15 protein-coding genes are annotated in these 17653 nt (G+C 42.7%); 11 read left to right on the top strand and 4 right to left on the bottom strand.

The features are described 5' to 3' along the window. Positions 1-179: 179 nt before the first annotated feature. The 3 genes from LEP1GSC185_RS05670 to LEP1GSC185_RS05660 all read right to left on the bottom strand — a co-directional run bounded on the left by LEP1GSC185_RS05670 (position 180) and on the right by LEP1GSC185_RS05660 (position 3585). Positions 180-2093 (bottom strand): B12-binding domain-containing radical SAM protein, encoded by a 1914-nt coding sequence (locus LEP1GSC185_RS05670; RefSeq protein WP_008593814.1) that lies wholly within the window; start codon positions 2091-2093, stop codon positions 180-182. Positions 2094-2165: 72 nt separating this feature from the next. Beyond that, positions 2166-2537 carry a LipL41-expression chaperone Lep gene (gene lep, locus LEP1GSC185_RS05665; protein ID WP_008595028.1) on the bottom strand — a complete coding sequence of 124 codons (372 nt, stop codon included), beginning with the start codon at positions 2535-2537 and terminating at the stop codon, positions 2166-2168. Beyond that, a complete protein-coding gene (locus tag LEP1GSC185_RS05660) occupies positions 2521-3585 on the bottom strand; it encodes a lipoprotein LipL41 (RefSeq protein ID WP_008594352.1) in 1065 nt (354 codons plus the stop codon). Before LEP1GSC185_RS05660 ends, lep begins: the two co-directional genes overlap by 17 nt. A gap of 274 nt (positions 3586-3859) precedes the next feature. Here LEP1GSC185_RS05660 and nadA point away from each other — a divergent pair, with 274 nt between their 5' ends. Genes nadA through LEP1GSC185_RS05645 form a run of 3 tightly spaced genes read left to right on the top strand, consistent with a single transcriptional unit; the run spans position 3860 to position 5782 of the window. Next, positions 3860-4831: a quinolinate synthase NadA gene (nadA, locus tag LEP1GSC185_RS05655; protein WP_008593830.1), complete on the top strand. Its 972-nt coding sequence runs from the start codon at positions 3860-3862 to the stop codon at positions 4829-4831. A 4-nt stretch (positions 4832-4835) separates the two neighbouring features. Beyond that, positions 4836-5318: a 2-C-methyl-D-erythritol 2,4-cyclodiphosphate synthase gene (gene ispF / locus LEP1GSC185_RS05650; RefSeq protein WP_008595110.1), complete on the top strand. Its 483-nt coding sequence runs from the start codon at positions 4836-4838 to the stop codon at positions 5316-5318. Further along, positions 5291-5782, top strand: a complete 492-nt coding sequence (locus tag LEP1GSC185_RS05645) for a hypothetical protein (RefSeq protein ID WP_008595729.1) — start codon at positions 5291-5293, stop codon at positions 5780-5782. Before ispF ends, LEP1GSC185_RS05645 begins: the two co-directional genes overlap by 28 nt. Here the strand turns inward: LEP1GSC185_RS05645 and LEP1GSC185_RS05640 are convergent. Beyond that, positions 5779-6210 (bottom strand): GNAT family N-acetyltransferase, encoded by a 432-nt coding sequence (locus tag LEP1GSC185_RS05640; protein WP_008594698.1) that lies wholly within the window; start codon positions 6208-6210, stop codon positions 5779-5781. The genes LEP1GSC185_RS05645 and LEP1GSC185_RS05640 overlap by 4 nt on opposite strands. A 94-nt stretch (positions 6211-6304) precedes the next feature. Between LEP1GSC185_RS05640 and LEP1GSC185_RS05635 the strand changes: the two genes are divergently transcribed. The 8 genes from LEP1GSC185_RS05635 to LEP1GSC185_RS05600 all read left to right on the top strand — a co-directional run bounded on the left by LEP1GSC185_RS05635 (position 6305) and on the right by LEP1GSC185_RS05600 (position 17615). Then, positions 6305-6652, top strand: coding sequence for a DoxX family protein (locus LEP1GSC185_RS05635; protein ID WP_008595610.1), 348 nt, complete (start codon positions 6305-6307; stop codon positions 6650-6652). Positions 6653-6810: 158 nt separating this feature from the next. Next, positions 6811-7665: a tetratricopeptide repeat protein gene (locus LEP1GSC185_RS05630; RefSeq protein WP_008593643.1), complete on the top strand. Its 855-nt coding sequence runs from the start codon at positions 6811-6813 to the stop codon at positions 7663-7665. A gap of 13 nt (positions 7666-7678) precedes the next feature. Next, positions 7679-8635, top strand: a complete 957-nt coding sequence (locus LEP1GSC185_RS05625; RefSeq protein WP_008594877.1) for a DNA-processing protein DprA — start codon at positions 7679-7681, stop codon at positions 8633-8635. Positions 8636-8653: 18 nt separating this feature from the next. After that, the gene (locus LEP1GSC185_RS05620) at positions 8654-10144 is read left to right on the top strand and encodes an HTTM domain-containing protein (protein WP_008594070.1); all 1491 of its coding nucleotides are present in this window, start codon (positions 8654-8656) and stop codon (positions 10142-10144) included. A 527-nt stretch (positions 10145-10671) separates the two neighbouring features. Then, positions 10672-16464 (top strand): beta strand repeat-containing protein, encoded by a 5793-nt coding sequence (locus LEP1GSC185_RS05615; RefSeq protein WP_008595048.1) that lies wholly within the window; start codon positions 10672-10674, stop codon positions 16462-16464. Beyond that, on the top strand, positions 16461-16946 hold the full coding sequence (locus LEP1GSC185_RS05610) for an LIC_10463 family lipoprotein (RefSeq protein ID WP_008595556.1): 486 nt from the start codon (positions 16461-16463) through the stop codon (positions 16944-16946). The genes LEP1GSC185_RS05615 and LEP1GSC185_RS05610 overlap by 4 nt, the downstream gene beginning before the upstream one ends. Further along, positions 16933-17313: a Bor/Iss family lipoprotein gene (locus tag LEP1GSC185_RS05605; protein ID WP_008594095.1), complete on the top strand. Its 381-nt coding sequence runs from the start codon at positions 16933-16935 to the stop codon at positions 17311-17313. Before LEP1GSC185_RS05610 ends, LEP1GSC185_RS05605 begins: the two co-directional genes overlap by 14 nt. After that, positions 17301-17615 carry an LIC_10461 domain-containing protein gene (locus tag LEP1GSC185_RS05600; protein WP_008595013.1) on the top strand — a complete coding sequence of 105 codons (315 nt, stop codon included), beginning with the start codon at positions 17301-17303 and terminating at the stop codon, positions 17613-17615. Before LEP1GSC185_RS05605 ends, LEP1GSC185_RS05600 begins: the two co-directional genes overlap by 13 nt. Positions 17616-17653 lie beyond the last annotated feature (38 nt).

The following is a 17653-nucleotide window of genomic DNA, read 5'->3' as shown; positions in this document are numbered from 1 at the left end:
TTCATTCTCCGACAATGGAGAGATGCTAACCGCAAACCGAGGAGAAAAATTGTATAAAATCGTCAAGAAGCGATTTTTCGTTCAAAGATCCTACTTTTTAAGAAGAAAAGTCGATCTTATTTTCCGAGTGTTTGTCCCAAATGAAAGGTTACGATCGCTCCCAATGCGTAACCGACGATCTACTTCTCCGAGTAACCTAAAACTTCCCAACACCAACGCTTTTCCAAAACTCTATCGGCGAAAGTAACTGACTCTGGATCCGAATTTTCTTTTAAGATTTTCCATGCCGCGGAATTCTCATTTTTAGAAATGATCCTTGCTCCAGGAAATTCTCCCCCGAGTTCGGACGATTTTCGGACCGCTTCTTCCCATTCCATTTCCTGGAAGACTGGGATATATTCTCGGATCTCGGAAACCCATTCCAAAGGAAAAGAGATCCCATAAGGAAGTACGAGTACTATCCTATGCAGCATATTTTCTCCTCTATGAGCGAGAGTTCTAGAAAGATAAGATGCAGGGACTTTGGAAAATTCTTCCATAATCTCCGTCACGAGTTCGGGATCGAATGTGGATCTAGGATATAAAACGATGTCTGTGACCGCAAAAGGATCTTTGGTAAATCTGTCATTCAATCTATCAAAGAATTCTTTTTTAGATTTTTCTAAATTATCTCCTCTCCACCAGATAGAAACATGTCTAGCGCCTGAAAGTGAAAAATCTTCTAATCCGAATTTTTCGGACAAACCCGGAGAAAAGGAAAATATATCGGGAACTTTAGGATCAGGATCGGATAATAGACTTCGAGGAGTCTCATCCAACCTTCTATCCAATCTGTCTTCCGAACGAAACAAAGTCGAACTAAGCTCTTCCGGACTAAAATTAGGAGTGCGGATCACTCTATAAGGAGGTTTTGGAAGATATATCAAACCTTCCGATTCCGCGTCTTTTCTCATAGCTGTTCCTGGCAGGATCGATAACGGAAATACTTGGACCCATTCTCCCAGTCCGTGGCCATAAAAGAATTCGATCCCTTCCATCACATCATCCGGAGTATCCCCGGGAAGTCCTATTATCAGATCCAATAAAAGTTCAATTCCTCGATCTGCTAACATTCTGGCGGCCTCTGCAACTTTTTCAGGACTTCCAAAACGTTTTACTCTCTTTAAGGTTTCCTTATTAATGGATTGCATTCCGAGTTCAATTCGATTAAAGCCGGCTAACGCAAGTTTGTCCGCAATCTTCTCTGTAATTCCCTCGGATCTTAATTCTCCGAACATAGTCATGGACCTGTCCGAGTTTACATCTATAATCGCATCTAAAAATTCTTCGAATCCCGGGCGATGGTTGAATGTCGGGTCTAAGAATACTAACTCTTTAGCACCTTTATCTTTTAAGTTAGCGAGAAGTTTAATCGTCTCAGGTATATCCAAAGTCCTTAGTACATTGCTGCTCTTAGGATAAAAACAGTATGTACATTGTGATCTACATCCTCTTACGGTTTCCAAATAAGTGGATCTAGCAGGATCTACCGGCACAAATCCTTGTAGATAAGGAGAAGGATAACTAGTCAACGGAAAGGAAGCATTCTCTTCTCTGGAAAACATTCCCATCTTTCCATTTTGTTCCCTAACCGCTATGTTCGGTAATTTTCTCGGATCTTCTTTTTTGAGAAGAGTATCCATCAAAGCAAAGAATGTATGTTCTGCTTCTCCGGAAACCGCTATATCGTAACCTGTTTCGGAAAGAACGAACGGATTGTCGGGATTTACTTCCGGTCCACCGATGAGTATTTTAGTGGATGGAGATCTACGTTTTACTTCTTTTGCGAGATGAAGACTTCGTTCCGTATTCCAGAGATACAGTGAGAATCCTAAAAACTCTGGCTCATCTTTTGCGATCCTGTCGGCAAGTTGGCTATCGCCTTCTTTATCGGTGATATCAGGATCCAGAACTTCCAACTCCAGTCCTTTTTTTTCCAGGCCATTCTCTCGAGCGGAAACAGCCAAACAGCCCGCTGCCAAAGGAACATTTCCAGTAGCGGCAAAGGCCGTAGGAGGAGGAACAGGCAATTGAACTAATTTTAACTTTGCCATAAGAAGTCTTGGAGTACAAAACTTTAGACTTCTCCGGTTTCTACAATCCGGAAATAGAAGTAAAAACTATGCTCAACCTTCGTTCTCTTCTCTTTTAGGCGCGTGTTTTTTGCAATCCTGTAGTTCCGAATACTTTTCCTTAGAGAGTTCACATTGCACTTGGAGTAAACTTTTGTTCTGCACACAACTTCTGATGATCGCTTCGCTGGTCTCAGGTTTTAGTATGGACCTGAGCATTAATGCTTGGACACCTTTTTCCATAGTTTCGTCGTTCGCGATCAGTTTGGAAATATGGATTTGAGCGTCGGAACATTCTTCTAAATTCGGTTTCGTTCTGTTGCAGTCGGACAAGAAGAATACGCTACATAAAAGAAAAGCGGACGTTATCCGCCCGCTTTTCTCGAAACCGAAAGAAAGTTGAAATTTCTTATTTTTCAGTGTCATCAACTGCAGCAGCAGCTTCTACACGTTTACGAAGTTCTCTCACGTAGTTCTTGTCAGCTCCGTTGAGTTTCATCGCGTCTTCGTAAAACTTGATAGCTTTTTCGAAGTCTCCAGCCTGGAAGTAGTAGGTTCCTAGGTTTGCTTTCGCTCCCCAAGACTTTCCACCAGCTTTTTTATCAGCCTTTTCCCAGTTCTCTTTCGCTTTTTTGAAGCTAGGAGTTTCTCCGGTGATCTCTTGGTATCCGTCGTCAAGGTATCCTGCAACTTCAGGATCTTCGTCTTCTTTGAATACTTTGATATACTCGGTTTTAACTTTTGGAGAAAGTCTGTCTTTGATGTAAAGAGCAGCTTCGTCTAAAGCTTTTCCGAAAGAGTCAAGAACGGAAGGGCAATCCAAGTTACCAACTCCTGCGTCAACTTTTGCAGGGTTAGAAACTACAGCCTTTTTAACTTCTCCAGTTTCTACTTTGATCAAAGTAGCATCTAGAGGAATCAACATATAACGGATACCGGTTTGTTTGCTAACAGGTCCGCTTCCGGTATCAACATTTCTGCCAGATGCCATAGAAGCGATAGCTCCACCTACTTTCAACGCAGCCGCGCCGTAATCTACCATCATCTCGCTTCCGCATTCAGTGTATGGTTTTTGATAACCGATATGAAGAATTGCCTCAGCACCTAATTGGTTTCCGAGTTTCACACGACTTTTAGTAATTCCGGTAAGAGTTAAAGAAGCCTCATTGATAGAGTCAGCTCTTTTGCTTAGGTCGATCAGTTTGTAATAAGTTTCCTTGTCGAAAGCTTCGAAAACTTTAGAAGGCATTTGATCGATAAAGCTGGAACCTGCTCCGAAAACGGTTTCCCAAAGACTTTTTTGGGGTTTTTCGACTGCTAATCCAACATTGCGGATAGAGCCTAGGAATTTTTGAAGCTGGCGTCCCTCTTTTGATTTAGGAAAAACAGGGTATTCGACTTCAACTTTTTCGCCGCAGTTGGAAACCGAAAATGCAATAGCTCCTGCGAGGAGCAGAGCAGAGATTTTTTTCATTGGGTTAATACCAATCCTTTATGGATGATTTTTAGGAATAACTTCGTATTTGTTCCGGCATTTCGTTTTCTGTCAATTTATTTTAAGACAGGGTCGGTCCTCGGCAAAAAACTTGAGGTCGGCGGAATCTACGACTGGTTTTGGGCTCCGAACGGATTATAAACACTTGCAAAACCTAGTTCTTTCGGCGATTTTACATTTAGGTTGCCTGACTCCAAAATCCGGGAGTCCAAATTAAAATAGATAGAACCGCCTAGACTGGCCGGGGGGCCTAATGAAAACCATAGAGGATATTCGAAAATCCCTGGAATCCACTTACATGGAACATGAGATAGAGGAAAAACTTCCTCTCATCCAGGAGATCAACCGTCTCAAAAAAGAAAAAAACGCAGTACTTTTAGGACATAATTATATGACTCCGGATGTTTTCCACGGAGTTTCGGACATACTCGGGGATTCACTCTTTCTGAGTAAAGCCGCTGCGGAAACGGACGCAGACATTATTCTTTTTAACGGGGTCCATTTTATGGCGGAGACTGCAAAGCTTATGTCTCCGGAAAAGAAGGTACTTATCGCCGACCTAAAAGCCGGTTGCTCCCTCGCGGAAAGTATCACTAGAGAAGATGTCAAAAAACTAAAAAGCCAATATCCTGGAGTTCCAGTAGTGACTTACGTTAACTGTACTGCGGAAGTGAAAGCAGAGACAGATATTTGCTGTACTTCTGCAAACGCAGTCCAGATCGTAAATTCATTGGATAGCGACACAGTCATTTTTCTTCCGGACGAATACCTTGCGGGGAATGTGCAAAAACAAACGAACAAAAAGATCATCTCCTTTCCCGGACGTTGTATGGTACATGAAATGTATACTGCGGAAGACATTCTTTCTGTCCGAAGACAATGGCCTGGAGTCACAGTAATCTCTCACCCGGAATGTAACACTGACGTGGTCGAAGTTTCCGACTTCGCCGGATCCACTTCTCAAATGTCCAAGTATATCCGTGATTCAGGAGCAAAGGATGTGTTCTTGGTTACCGAATGTTCTATGGGAGATAATCTAAGATCCGAGTTCCCGGATAGACAGTTTGTTTCTTCTTGCAGGACCTGTCCTCATATGAAACGAATTACATTAGAAAAAATTAAAGATGCACTCTTATACGAACAATTCGAGATCAAGCTAGATCCCGAAATTGTAGAAAAAGGAAGAATGGCAGTCCAAAGAATGCTGGAAGTGAGTTACAAATAGCTTAATGTATAGAATTGGCCAAGGACTAGACTTTCACAGACTGGAAACAAACCAAACTCGTCCGTTAATTTTAGGCGGAGCTATCATCGATTCGGAATACGCGCTTATCGGCCATTCCGATGCGGATATCGTAATACATGCGTTAGCTGACGCAATTTTGGGAGCGATGGGATTGGGAGATATTGGACAGTATTTTCCGGATACCGATCCTTCTCTCAAAAATATGGATTCTAAATTGATCCTGCAAAAAGTTTTAGATCTTGCTAAAGAGAAAAATTTCAGCTTGGTAAATATCGACTGCACTTTGATAGGTGAAAGACCCAAAATTGCTCCGCATAGAATTAAAATACAATCTTCTCTTTCTAATTTATTAGGACTTCCTGAAGATTGTGTTTCAGTGAAAGCGACTACTACCGAAAAAATGGGAGCCTTGGGCAGAACCGAAGGATTGGGCGCAAGTTGCGTGGTACTTTTGCAGAAAAATTAAAACCTTCTCATAAAATCGCGATCAAATCGGCCGCAATTTTATTCATATTCATTACGATATTCTTATATATTCTCAAAGATCCGTATTTGGAAACTTCTTCTTATCTATTAAGAAGAGAAGTGCTGGAGGAATTACCTCTCGGAAGTTCTAAACGAAAGGTAATGGATTATATCAAAAGAAAAAAACTAGACCTGGTAGGTTTTCATCAGGGACAATTTCCTGACGATCCTGAATATGTTTCGGATATTATGGTATTCACCAAAAAAGGAACGATCCAATCCAATGCATTCCATTGGATACCAACCGAGACAAGTTATATTGAAGTGAATTTGGGAATGTATGTGAATCCGAAAGAATTCAGATTTTGGAAAAAACCTTTTCCATTAAGAGTGAGATTATACTTTTTATTTTCGAATCAACAATTAGTGCAGATCCGAGTGATCAAAAAATCATTTCCCTTTTAACGGAACTTCTCCATTAAGATCGCGTCTTCTCCGGGGCCATAGTAGGATTTCCTTCTTCCCGATTCCATAAAACCTAATTTAGTATATAAAGAAATAGCGGAAAAATTCAAATTAGAAACTTCTAAAATAGTTTTAGGAAATAGATCGCACAATTTTTTTAAAACGGACTCCGCTTCTCCTTTTTTACGTTTTTCGGGAAGGATACCTATCCGAAGTAATTCCGAAAAATCGTCTAGATCCATATATAGTAGATAACCGGTATCTTCTTTTATCCAAGCTGGATGATTTTCGATATGACTTTGGATGGAATAATTGGACCAGGAAGAATTTCCAAAGACCACTTTTTCCATTTGGATCAGAATTTGTAAATCTTCCGGTCGGGCAATTCTCCAACCTTGGGGCAGATTGTTCTTTTTTCCCTGATCCAATCCATTTTCTCCTTGCGTGAGGCGGAATCATCCATACTAATTAACGGTCGCTTTGCGAAAGCAATTTTCGATCAAACTCGAGGAGAAAATTTTTATGCAAACAATCGGGAAATATGTTTACGCTGTCCCGCTTTTAGTTTTTGGGATTAACCATTTTATTAACGCAAATGCAATGGCAGGAATGGTTCCGGTTCCAGGAGGAGTGATCTGGATCTATGTCACAGGAGCTGCATTATTAGCGGCAGCGCTCAGTATTTTTATTAACAAAAAAACCAAACTCGCGATGATCCTTTTGGCAGTTCTGCTTGGTCTATTCATCGTACTCATCCATGTACCGGGAGTGACACAGGGTAACCAATTGTCCATCGCTATGGCCTTAAAAGACCTTGGTCTTTTAGGCGGAGCTTTAGTAATCGCTGGAATTTCCAGAGACAACGCTTAATTTATAAAGGGAGAAGGATCCAATACCTTCTCCCTTTCCGTTCCGGCATCTTCCTTTTTCCTTCCAAAAAAAATCCTTTCATAGGATTTTCCGTGGACCATCCGCACAATTCTCGGACATGGTATTTCAAATACGATTTCTTCCCGAGGTAGAATCAAATGAGGATTATATTCCTTCTTCTTTTTATATTTCTGATTTCAGATTGTAAGAACCTAAGTAAATTCTCAGGAAAGAATACAAAACCTCCAACCGTCGAGGATCTAGAAGCTTGGAAACGCCGTTTGAATATGGACGAATCCGAGATCATAGAATTAGAAAAGAAGATCCGAGAAATGGCCTCCAAAACCAGATCCGCGGGAGCTCTTAGTTGGAAGATCGCGCAAGGGTATATGAAGATCGGAGATTACGATCTAGCATCTAAATATTATAATAAAGCTATCCAAGAAGAAGGTTCCGGAAAAACGGAAGTGATCGGCGCAGACGTTCACTTTTTCGAATCTTCCCTACCATATTTCGATAAAGCGCAACTTTTAATGCCTGTGGATCAACAGCTACTTTTCGAAACCGCTCTCTCTTATGCCAACGCTTCCAAGGACAGAGGTTGGGAACCTAAAAGAAGACAGATCGCAATCGAGATTTTCCAATCGCTTTCAAGACAGGATATTAGGGATTCAAGATTTCCATACCAATTGGCTTTGATCTACTTTGATTCGTCTATGGCGGACTCCTCTTGGGAAGGGATCAATGCGGGTTTCCAAGACCAAGAGAAAGCATTTACTCTTTTGGATTCTATCCTAAAAAAAGAACCTCGCAATGTTCCAGTGTTATTCGCTAAAGGAAATTTTTTATATAGATCAGGAAAGGTGCAAGAAGCAAAAGATATCTATCTACATTTAAAAAACACGATAGAAGGCCTTAAAAAAGACGGGTTCATCAAAGAAGATCTGAATGAGAACGAATCTTATAAAAATGTAATTAACAATCTAAACAAAATGGAATCCTCCGAGAATTAATACGGAGATCCGCATGGATTTTCTTTCTCTTTCTTCTCCAAGTTTATATAAGATCCTAAGCAGATCCGGATTTTTATCCCAGAGCCTCTCTCCATCGGAGGTTCTGGAAAAATTAGAAAGAATACTCCCCAAAGACCTAAAAGAAAAAGCGAAGTTCGATTCTAAAAATTATTCTTCTTCCCTAAAAAAGCTGGGAACGGAGATCGTTTCCTACTTCGATCCGGAATACCCGGATCTTTTAAAAGAGATCTACGATCCACCGCCGAATTTATTCTGCTTCGGCAACATAGAACTCTTAAAACTTTCTTATTTGGCAGTTGTAGGAACAAGAAAAGTTTCTCCAATTACATTAAATTATTCTAAACTAATTCCGGATTTTGTAAATTCTCTTGGACTAGACGGCATTGTTTCCGGCCTAGCGTTAGGAGTTGATAAGGCGGCAATGTTACAAGCCTTGGATCAAGAAATGCCTGTAATCGGAGTCATGGGCACCGGACCCGAAAAAGAATACCCCTACGAAAATAGGAATTTATATAAGAGAATGAAATCTTCCATCAACGGTTTAGTGATCACCGAATGTCCTCCCGGTTTTGAAGTCAGAAAATATGCGTTCCCAAAAAGAAACAGGATCATCACTGGGATCTCACCTTCCCTATTAGTCATGGAAGCTCCTTCTAAAAGCGGAGCATTATCTTCAGCATTTAATGCGATCTCACAAGATAGAGATGTTTTTGTTTTTGATCATCCCTTACAAACTCAGAACCAAGGCGGAAAAAAATTGCTCTTTGAAGGAGCTACTTTTGCCTCCTTTGATAATTGTCAAAAAGAAGGAGAGAAAATTTTCCATTTGGAAGAAATTCTTCCATCCACCTTCGAAGAAGTTCCCGGAATGCTTGCTCGATTGGGAAAAAACAAATTGAATGGTAATTGGATCGATATAGGGAACGGCTTCATTCAATCCGTTCAATAAATAAAAAAGGAATCAAACTTGTCTCTCTGGAATCGGTATAGGTCCGAATTATTCGAACAATCTCCAGCTTGGTCCTTAGGATTTTTCAGATTTGGGTTCGGTATTATTTTATTTTTCATATCGGCTCGCTATCTTCATTACGGCTGGGTGCAAAAGTATTTTATAGAGCCCAGCTTTCATTTTAAACATTTCGGATTTTCTTGGGTAGGGGTAATTCCAGGACCTCTTCTATATTCCGTATTTATAATATTATGCATAACTGCTTTATTTATTTCCCTGGGAGTTTTATATAGGACCTCCATTTTTATTTATTGGGTAGGATTTTCCTATTTTAATCTTATAGATGTTTCCACTTATCTGAATCATTATTATTTAGTTTTTCTATTGTTATTTCTTTTGTTTTGGATCCCGGCGGATCGCTGTTTTTCTTTATCTCATTTTTTAGAAGCATACCGAAACGGAAAATGGAATACTCCTAAAATCCCGAATTGGTCCTTGTGGATCTTAAGATTCCAAATCGGTTGCGTTTATTTTTTTGGGGGCTTAGCAAAATTAGTTCCGGACTGGTTGTTTTATGCCCAGCCTCTTAGGATCTGGTTGGTTCGAAATACCGACTTTCCTGTGATTGGCGGATTTTTTTCTTATCCGATCGCAGGTTACATTTTTAGTTATGCCGGATTATTTTTTGATCTGTTTATTCCTTTCTGTCTTTTGAAAAAAAGTTTGAGGCCTTGGGCCTACGGTTTCGTTCTGATCTTTCATATTCTCACATGGAGGTTGTTTCCGATTGGAATGTTTCCTTGGATCATGATCTTCTCCGCTTTATTGTTTTTTCCGCCGGACTGGCCAATCAAAGCCAGAGGATTTCTGAAAAGGAGAGGGATTTTTCCTTACGGAGAATTGAGAAACTTATTCAAAACGGTTTGGATCAAACTTCCCGTAACCTTCCGATTTCTTTCTGCAAAAACTTTGTTAATACTTTTGCAAACTTTAAAAAAACCAAATATATGGGGGAAAAACCTCGAAACTAAGCTATACGAGTTCACTTCCCTATTTTCTTCCAAGTTCGGGACTTGGGCGATTTCCTTCTATATTTTAATCCAAATACTTTTTCCTCTCAGACATTTTTTGTATCCTGGAAATCATCTTTGGACGGAGCAAGGCTTTAGATTCGCATGGCATATCATGCTTATCCAAAAGAATGGTATCGCAAGTTTCCAAGTGGTCAATTTGCGGACAGGAGAAGTCCAATACGTTCTGCCTGAATCTTATTTGAACGAAATCCAGAAAACGATGATGAGCACTCAACCAGATCTGATACTTCAATTCGCCCACTTTTTGGGCGAGAAGGAAAAGAAAAGGACCGGTGACGACGCTGCAGTTTACGCAGAAGTAAGGGTTTCTTTAAACGGCAAAAAGGGCCTTCCATTCGTCGATCCAAAGAGAGATCTAATGAAAGTGAAGGACGACTTCTTTCCTAAAGATTGGATCCTTCCCGATTTTAAATAATTTTGGCCGATAGCGACATAAAGAACGCATCAGGTGATTTTTTTCACGTTAGTCGAAACCTGTTCCAATATCGAATATGCTCTAATTCTTTGGGGTCGCGGAAACAATATTCGTATCTGTGTAAAATTCGGGTCAAAGAGTTCGATAAATTAACTCGAAAAAGGTACAGATATGTTCCATCTTAAGTCCGCAAATGTAATCGTACATTTACTTACTTATTTTTGATTTATATTTTAAGTCTGCTAGTCGTATTTTCTAGTTTTTAAGAGTAAACATTTTTAGAAGTAAATAGCAGAACGGTGCTCTCGGATAATTTTCACTCACTCAAGTGATAGTTTTCTATTATTAAAACAAGTTCTGCACACTCAACGTTTCCCAAGTTTCTTACTTGGCTGATGTAAGCATTTACTTACAAAACTAGTCCATATTATTTATTTTTTCTTGAAATAGTCGTTAGATATGTATCGTCCGATAGAATTAGGTCGATAGTAAAATCAATAGCGACTGTCGAACCGAAAGAGAAATATATGAGCTCCGGAATCAACCCTACCAAAAAATTCTATGCTGCACTGGCGTGTTCCTTCCTTCTTTTCCAAGGATGCGTAGCCTGGCCTTTACTAACGGGAGCTGTCGGGCTCGCGGCGGGAAAAAAAGGAGGTGGAGGATTATTCTTTCTACCCGGAGGAGGAACTCCTACATTAAGCAGAGTAGAGATCTCTTCTCCTAATTCCAGTTTTGCAAAAACTACAAGCATGTCCTTAGTAGCGACTGCAGCGTATTCCAACGGAACTCATAAAGATATTACAGCGGACGCGGTATGGAGCTCCAGCGATTCCAGTATTATTTCTATGTCTTCAGGCGGACAGGCCACAGGAATGGGAGTAGGAGCTGCGGACATCAGTATCACTTACGAAAGTAAAACTGCACAAATTTCTCTTTCAGTTACTTCGGCTCCTTTGAGTACAATCTCCATTTCCTGCTTAAACCAAACGGATAGTTTGCCTAAAGGTATCACAAGACAATGTACTTTGACCGGTAATTTTGCCGACGGCTCTAACCAAGATTTGACAAACGACCCGAATACTACATGGAGTACAGGAAGTTCTGCAGTTGCTACGATAGATTCTGCAGGTCTTGTGACTGCAGTGGATTCGGGAACTACTTCGATCCGAGCTTCCTATAATTCATTCAATGCCACTAATTTATCTTTAACCGTTAGTTCCGCGGCTTTAGTTTCGATCGCAGTAACTCCTACGAACAAGTCTTTAGCATTAGGAAAAAATCAACAATACACTGCTACTGGAACTTATTCGGATAATTCAAACCAAGACATTACGAATTCCGTAACTTGGAATTCTTCCGATACTGCGGTGGCTACTATCAGCAATACTGCAGGATCCAGAGGTTTTTTATCCACAGAAGACATGGGAACTTCTACCATTACTGCTACCTTGAGTTCTATCGGAGGAAGTACCGATGTCACAGTTACCGCAGCAGTTTTGGAAAGTATCTCTATCACTCCTTCCAGTCCAAGCACTCCTAAAGGAAGAAACTTAAATCTGGTAGCCACAGGTATTTTCTCGGACGGCCATAACGAAAATATCACAGACCAAGTAACCTGGACTAGCGATAACAATTCTATCGCAACTGTGGATAACGGTTCCGGATTTGAAGGTAGAGCTTCCGGTATAAATGTGGGAACGGTAGACGTCACTGCGGAAATCGGGGGAATCTCGGAAACCGTTTCCTTCTCGGTAACTGCAGCCGTATTAGAATCTATCCAATTAACTGCGGATGATTCCTCCATCGCAAAAGGGACAAGCACTACTATCTTAGCAACCGGGGTTTACTCCGACGGGACTTCTCAAAATATCACCGGCTCGGTTTCTTGGAGCAGTTCTCTTACTTCCGTTCTTCAATTGGGGACTTTAACTGCGACTCCTAAAAAACATGTGAACTCTCCGAATAACGGTTCTCTCGGAACTTCCACAATCACTGCAACTTCTGGAAGTATCAGCGGCACCGTGGATATCACAGTTACTGCCGCAAAGTTAGTCTCGATTGCCGTAACTCCTACAAATCCAAGCGTCGCAAAAGGTCTAACCAAGGACTTTACCGCAACCGGAACTTACACGGACAGTTCTACTCAGAACCTAACAACTTCTGTTACTTGGGCTTCTTCCGATACGAGCAAGGCTACGATCAGTAACGCTTCCGGAACGGAAGGTAAAGCAACCGCTCTTGCGATCGGGACCTCGAATATCACTGCAACCTTAGGAACGATTACCTCTCCTTCTACCACGTTGACCGTTACCGCTGCCGTTTTGCAATCGATTACGATCACTCCTTCTAATCCAAGCGTTGCGAAAGGAAGGTCGGAGAATTTAAGCGCGACTGGAACTTACTCGGACAATTCCACTCAGGATCTGACAACTTCGGTAACTTGGAGTAGCTCTAGCAGCTCCACAGTAGGCGTAAGCAACGCCAGCGGAACCCAAGGAAAGGCCACAGGTGTTTCTGTCGGAACTGCAACAATCACCGCGACCTTAGGCTCCGTATCCAATTCGATAACATTTACGGTAACCTCCGCGGTTCTGGATTCGATCGAAGTGCATATTATGGATTCTTCCATCGCGAAGGGAACTTCTACTGTTGCACAAGCAGAAGGAACTTATTCGGATGGAACCAACGCGGATATCACTGACCAAGTTGTATGGGGTAGTTCTCAGACTTCTATCATCCAATTGGGAGCCTTGACTGCCGTACCTAAAAAGACCCTAACTTCTCCAAATAACGGTTCTTTAGGAATATCTAATATTACGGCAACTTTAGGAAGTATCAGCGGAAACGCCGACTTGACCGTAACTGCGGCTACTTTGGTCTCTATCCAAGTAGATCCGACTAATCCAAGTGTAGCGAAAGGACTCACTCAGAACTTTACCGCGACCGGAACTTACACGGATGCAAGCACCCAAGACCTGACCAATTCGGTTACCTGGGCTTCTTCCAGCACGAGCAAGGCGACGATCAGCAATGCAGGTGGAAGTAAGGGTCTTGCAACTACTCTTGCGACCGGGACTACAAATATCACCGCGACTCTGGGATCGGTTACTTCACCGGCAAGCGTATTGACTGTGACCGCAGCTGCTCTCACAAGTATTACGATTGCTCCTTCTCCTACTTTAAGTATTGCGAAAGGACGGACTCAAAACTTCACAGCGACCGGGCATTATACGGACAGTTCCACTTCGGATCTGACAACTCAGGTGACTTGGAGTTCTTTTGATCAAACTAAAGCGACAGTGAGCAATACTTCCGGAACCAACGGTAAATTGACAGCTCTACAAGAAGGAAGTACTCAGATTTCCGCAAGTTATAGCTCGATAACCAGCACGGATACGGCAGTTACCGTAACTGCTGCGGCCCTGGACAGTATCTCCATCACTCCGACTAATTCTAGTTTGGCGAAAGGATATACAACTCCGTTCACTGCAAACGGTGTGTATTCGGATGCCACTACATTGGATATTACCGCTCAAGTGACCTGGGCTTCTTCCAATACTTCTTCTTCTACGATCAGTAATTCGAGCGGAAATGAAGGTGTGGCTACTGCAGTTGCGGTTGGAACAAGTACTATCTCTGCTACTTTAGGTTCAGTATCCGCTTCTACCAACTTTACCGTGACTGCTGCGGTGCTTGTCTCTATTGCGGTGTCTCCTACGAATAGTAACGTTTACACCACTCAGACCAAGGACTTCACTGCGACCGGAACTTATTCCGACTCCACTACCCAGAACTTGACAACTTCGGTTACTTGGGCTTCTTCCGATACAAGCAAGGCTACGATCAGTAATGCTTCCGGAACGGAAGGTAGAGCGACCGGTGTTGCTGCCGGAACAATCACTATTTCCGCGACCAGCGGCTCAGTAAGTGGAAACACCCAGTTGACCGTTGTGTTCTTGGACACTACTGCTCCGACCGTATCTAACGTGGCTTCTTTGAGCCCAACCACAGTGAGAGTAACATTCTCGGAGTCCGTAAATACGACTCAGGCAACGACCGCTGCCAATTATAAATTGGCTCTGACCTCTGCAGTAAGCGGCTCTTGTTCGGACAATAGTAACTTCTCCTCTACTTCCAATATTTCCGTTTCTTCGGTAAGCGGTAGTGGAGCGGTCTATACTTTAACCTTGGCTTCTTCTCAGACTTCCGGAACCAACTATACCGTGATAGTGAATAAGAGCGGTATCCAAGATCTCTCCGGAAGCCCGAACAATTTAGGTTGTGCGAACTACGGGGACTTCGTTGGACAAGAACAGTTAAAAGTAAGTTCCGCTTCTTGCGCAAGCACGAGCACAGTGATCATCAACTTCTCCAAACCGATCAAATCGGGTAATAACGTTAGCGGCTCCGCAGAATGTAGCAGCACCGCAGAATGTGCGAATCGCTACGCTTTCGTAGGAACAACTGACCTTGGAACGATCAGTTCCGCTAAGATTCTGGATGGCGTTGTTTGCGGCGGTGTGAATGCAGACTCCACAAAAGTTTGTGTGACCCACAGCTTATTACAAACAGGAGCACAGTATTCTATTATAGCTGCAAATAACGTGAACGGGGACGGATTCGACAATACATCTTGGGGATCCATCCGTGATTCCGGAGACTCCGAAAATATCCAATCTTCGCCTAGAGATAGGGCTTCCTTCTTAGGTTGCGGAACTTCTCCTGTAAACTTCAGCGACGGTCCGATCTCAATTGATCCGAACGGTTCTACATTCGGTTATCTTGCGGACTTTAATAGTAAGATCTATACGGGTCCGAATAACGCAGGTAACGGAGCATTACGCTTTGCTTATGATGGCGGTGGTCCTGAATCCGTTCAGTTCGCTTTCGGAAAAGATACAAATGGCCAAAACTCGGATTCCTCTAACGTTAGTAATAACTCAGCGACTACCCGAGAGAACAGCATCGCTGTTCCTCCGTATGTAACCTTAGGACACTCCGGTTGTACCCAAAACGATGCGACTCTGGCAAACGGTTGTGGTCCGGATAACGAAAGTGGAAGGGGACTTTTCACCACTGGATCGTTGGGCGGTAATCCGTTCATCTTTATTGCCGCTGCAAAAACCGTTCCGAGCGGATCGAATTACAATTTTGACTATATCTACTATTCGAATGATACTTCGACCAACCTAAACTATAAATACATAGATATGGGTTCCATTACCGGAACTGTGACTGCAGGTACTTCTTCTATCAGCGTTTTGAACGATAGAGTGTTCCCAGGATTTGCAAAACCAAGTAACGATGGAAGTGGAACTGGAGGAGGATTGAATGCTCCCGACTTCGGGTTCATCACATTCAATAGCTCCGACTCCGGAGGAACAGGCAACTGTACCGCGGGTTCTAACTGCGATGCTTACGACGGCAGCAATGGTAGAAGGATACGTATCGATTATATGCCTTACTTCGGCGGACCTTCAAACGGAGGAAACGGGAACGTAAACAGTAGCCCGAACTGGGGATATTATATCGGAGTGGATTCTTCCATCGTATTTAAGAACAGGATCTATGCGGCAAACGGAGGTTTGCATGCAGTGGGGCATAATGGATCGATCATCCGTTCTAATTCGGCAAACCCGACGACCGCTTGTTCCACCAAAAACACCTGCACGGATTGGACCGAAATAGGACCTAGAAGCAACCAAAAATGGCATAATAGCACCACTAACAATTGGTTCTCTCTGGAACTTGCAAAATTCTACGATCTGATCCCGGCAGATAGAGCATTCGCTCAGTTTGCCGAATTCAATGATAGACTATACGTAACTCGGACCATCTGTATCCAAGGAACTCAGGCAAGCGGAATCCGCACAGCTGCTGGCACAGTATCCGGTTGTACGGACGGAACCGACACGAATCGTAGAGCTCAATTATGGAAATGTGATCCTACCGCCACAGGAGGTAGCACCGAATGTGATGCAGGAGACTGGAGTGTAGTGGGAGATGATGGGAACGGTATCACCAACTTCGGAGATTCCACCAACAAGACGATCACGATGGTTGCTAAAAACGGATCTTATCTGTATGTAGGATTCGATAATCCGAACGGTATCAGGATCTATCGTACGAATACTGCGAATCCTGGATCAGCTTCGAACGTATGGACCCAAGTTGCAAGCGGTGGACTCACAGACTCAACTAACGTGCAACAGATATTCTCCGCAGTGTCCGTAAACACCGGAGGGGTCTATTATCTCTACGTGAGTGTCGGAAAGAACAATACCCCTGTAAGGGTTTACAGACAGCAGAACTTATGAAGAAGAAATTTAGCATCTGTTTTGTATTCAGCTTATTCGTTTTGGTCCTTCTTTATAATTGTAGAGAGGATCAGAGATACGAACCTTTACGTTTTGAAAAAGTCACCAGGCCGGAGTCTTCCGCTTTCCAAGCACAAGTGGATGGAACTATCCTCTCCGGCTCTTGGGAATATAGATTTAGGATCAAACAGGCCGATAGAGTTTCCTTAATTGTGGAAGTCTTAACGGATAAGCCCGACCTGGGAGTTTCCTTATTCCGAAAAGGGATCTTATTCGATACCAAGATCAAATGTGGAGAAAAGATCAGCCAACTCACTCCCTGCAAATTAGAAATAAACAATCCTGAAAAAGGAGATTATTCCTTGGTATTAAAGCATCTTTCTTCCGATCCGTCGGAAGTTCTTTCTTACAGAATATTCGCCGCAGTACATGGCCCCGGTTATGCCTCGGTAATTTGGGAGGAAGAAGTTGCGCGCAGATAAAATTCTAACGATCCTCTTTATCGTATTCCTAAGCCTAGGATTCGGAGAATCTTGCAGGCATGCAATGGTCCGTTATCCACAAAGTCCTCCGGAAGCTTGCAGGATCTATCCTACTTCCAGAGAATGTAAACGTGCTTTGGACCTAAGATCCGCGCAGGCGGAACAAGGTGGAGAAGTCCATAAGGTCCAACATACCTACTATTTTTTCGGACTTTATCCCGGAAATCTGGTCTTGGATACTTCTAAGTACTGCGCGGAAGGACCTAGATCCGTCCATCAGTACACCAGTTTTTGGAACGGATTTTGGGAGCAGTTAACTCTTGCGATCTATTCCCCCCAAACAGTGGAGATAGAATGTTACAGATAATCAAAATTCTGATCTTAGTTCTAATCCTAGGATTCTCTGCAGGCTGTCATACTACCACAGTGGTCCATAAAGGAGGAGAGACTCCTTACGCATTGGCAAAGGAAACTCCTGGTCCGGATAAAAAAGCAAAACAAGGAAGCACAGTCTTCGGGATCTACCCAACCACGGCCCCGATGGAAGCAAGCTGCGATAGGAACCATCCGGAAGTGATCATCAAGACCGGATTTGTGGACCTGGTCATTCATACTCTGATCGGTCCCTTCTATACCACCAAGACGGTGGAAGTGTACTGCAAACCGTAAATTGCTGGCCAAGCGCTCAAGATCCTCCAAGATAATCG

The sequence above is a fragment of the Leptospira licerasiae serovar Varillal str. VAR 010 genome (genome assembly GCF_000244755.1).
GTDB lineage: Bacteria > Spirochaetota > Leptospiria > Leptospirales > Leptospiraceae > Leptospira_B > Leptospira_B licerasiae.
This window is presented reverse-complemented; position numbering and strand designations above follow the sequence as displayed.

What these genes read in the sequence shown, in the direction of transcription:
- LEP1GSC185_RS05670 (WP_008593814.1), bottom strand. Translation starts at nt 2,093, where the DNA reads ATGGCAAAGTTAAAATTAGTTCAATTGCCTGTTCCTCCTCCTACGGCC.
- lep (WP_008595028.1), bottom strand. Translation starts at nt 2,537, where the DNA reads ATGACACTGAAAAATAAGAAATTTCAACTTTCTTTCGGTTTCGAGAAA.
- LEP1GSC185_RS05660 (WP_008594352.1), bottom strand. Translation starts at nt 3,585, where the DNA reads ATGAAAAAAATCTCTGCTCTGCTCCTCGCAGGAGCTATTGCATTTTCG.
- nadA (WP_008593830.1), top strand. Translation starts at nt 3,860, where the DNA reads ATGAAAACCATAGAGGATATTCGAAAATCCCTGGAATCCACTTACATG.
- ispF (WP_008595110.1), top strand. Translation starts at nt 4,836, where the DNA reads ATGTATAGAATTGGCCAAGGACTAGACTTTCACAGACTGGAAACAAAC.
- LEP1GSC185_RS05635 (WP_008595610.1), top strand. Translation starts at nt 6,305, where the DNA reads ATGCAAACAATCGGGAAATATGTTTACGCTGTCCCGCTTTTAGTTTTT.
- LEP1GSC185_RS05630 (WP_008593643.1), top strand. Translation starts at nt 6,811, where the DNA reads ATGAGGATTATATTCCTTCTTCTTTTTATATTTCTGATTTCAGATTGT.
- LEP1GSC185_RS05625 (WP_008594877.1), top strand. Translation starts at nt 7,679, where the DNA reads ATGGATTTTCTTTCTCTTTCTTCTCCAAGTTTATATAAGATCCTAAGC.
- LEP1GSC185_RS05615 (WP_008595048.1), top strand. Translation starts at nt 10,672, where the DNA reads ATGAGCTCCGGAATCAACCCTACCAAAAAATTCTATGCTGCACTGGCG.
- LEP1GSC185_RS05610 (WP_008595556.1), top strand. Translation starts at nt 16,461, where the DNA reads ATGAAGAAGAAATTTAGCATCTGTTTTGTATTCAGCTTATTCGTTTTG.
- LEP1GSC185_RS05600 (WP_008595013.1), top strand. Translation starts at nt 17,301, where the DNA reads ATGTTACAGATAATCAAAATTCTGATCTTAGTTCTAATCCTAGGATTC.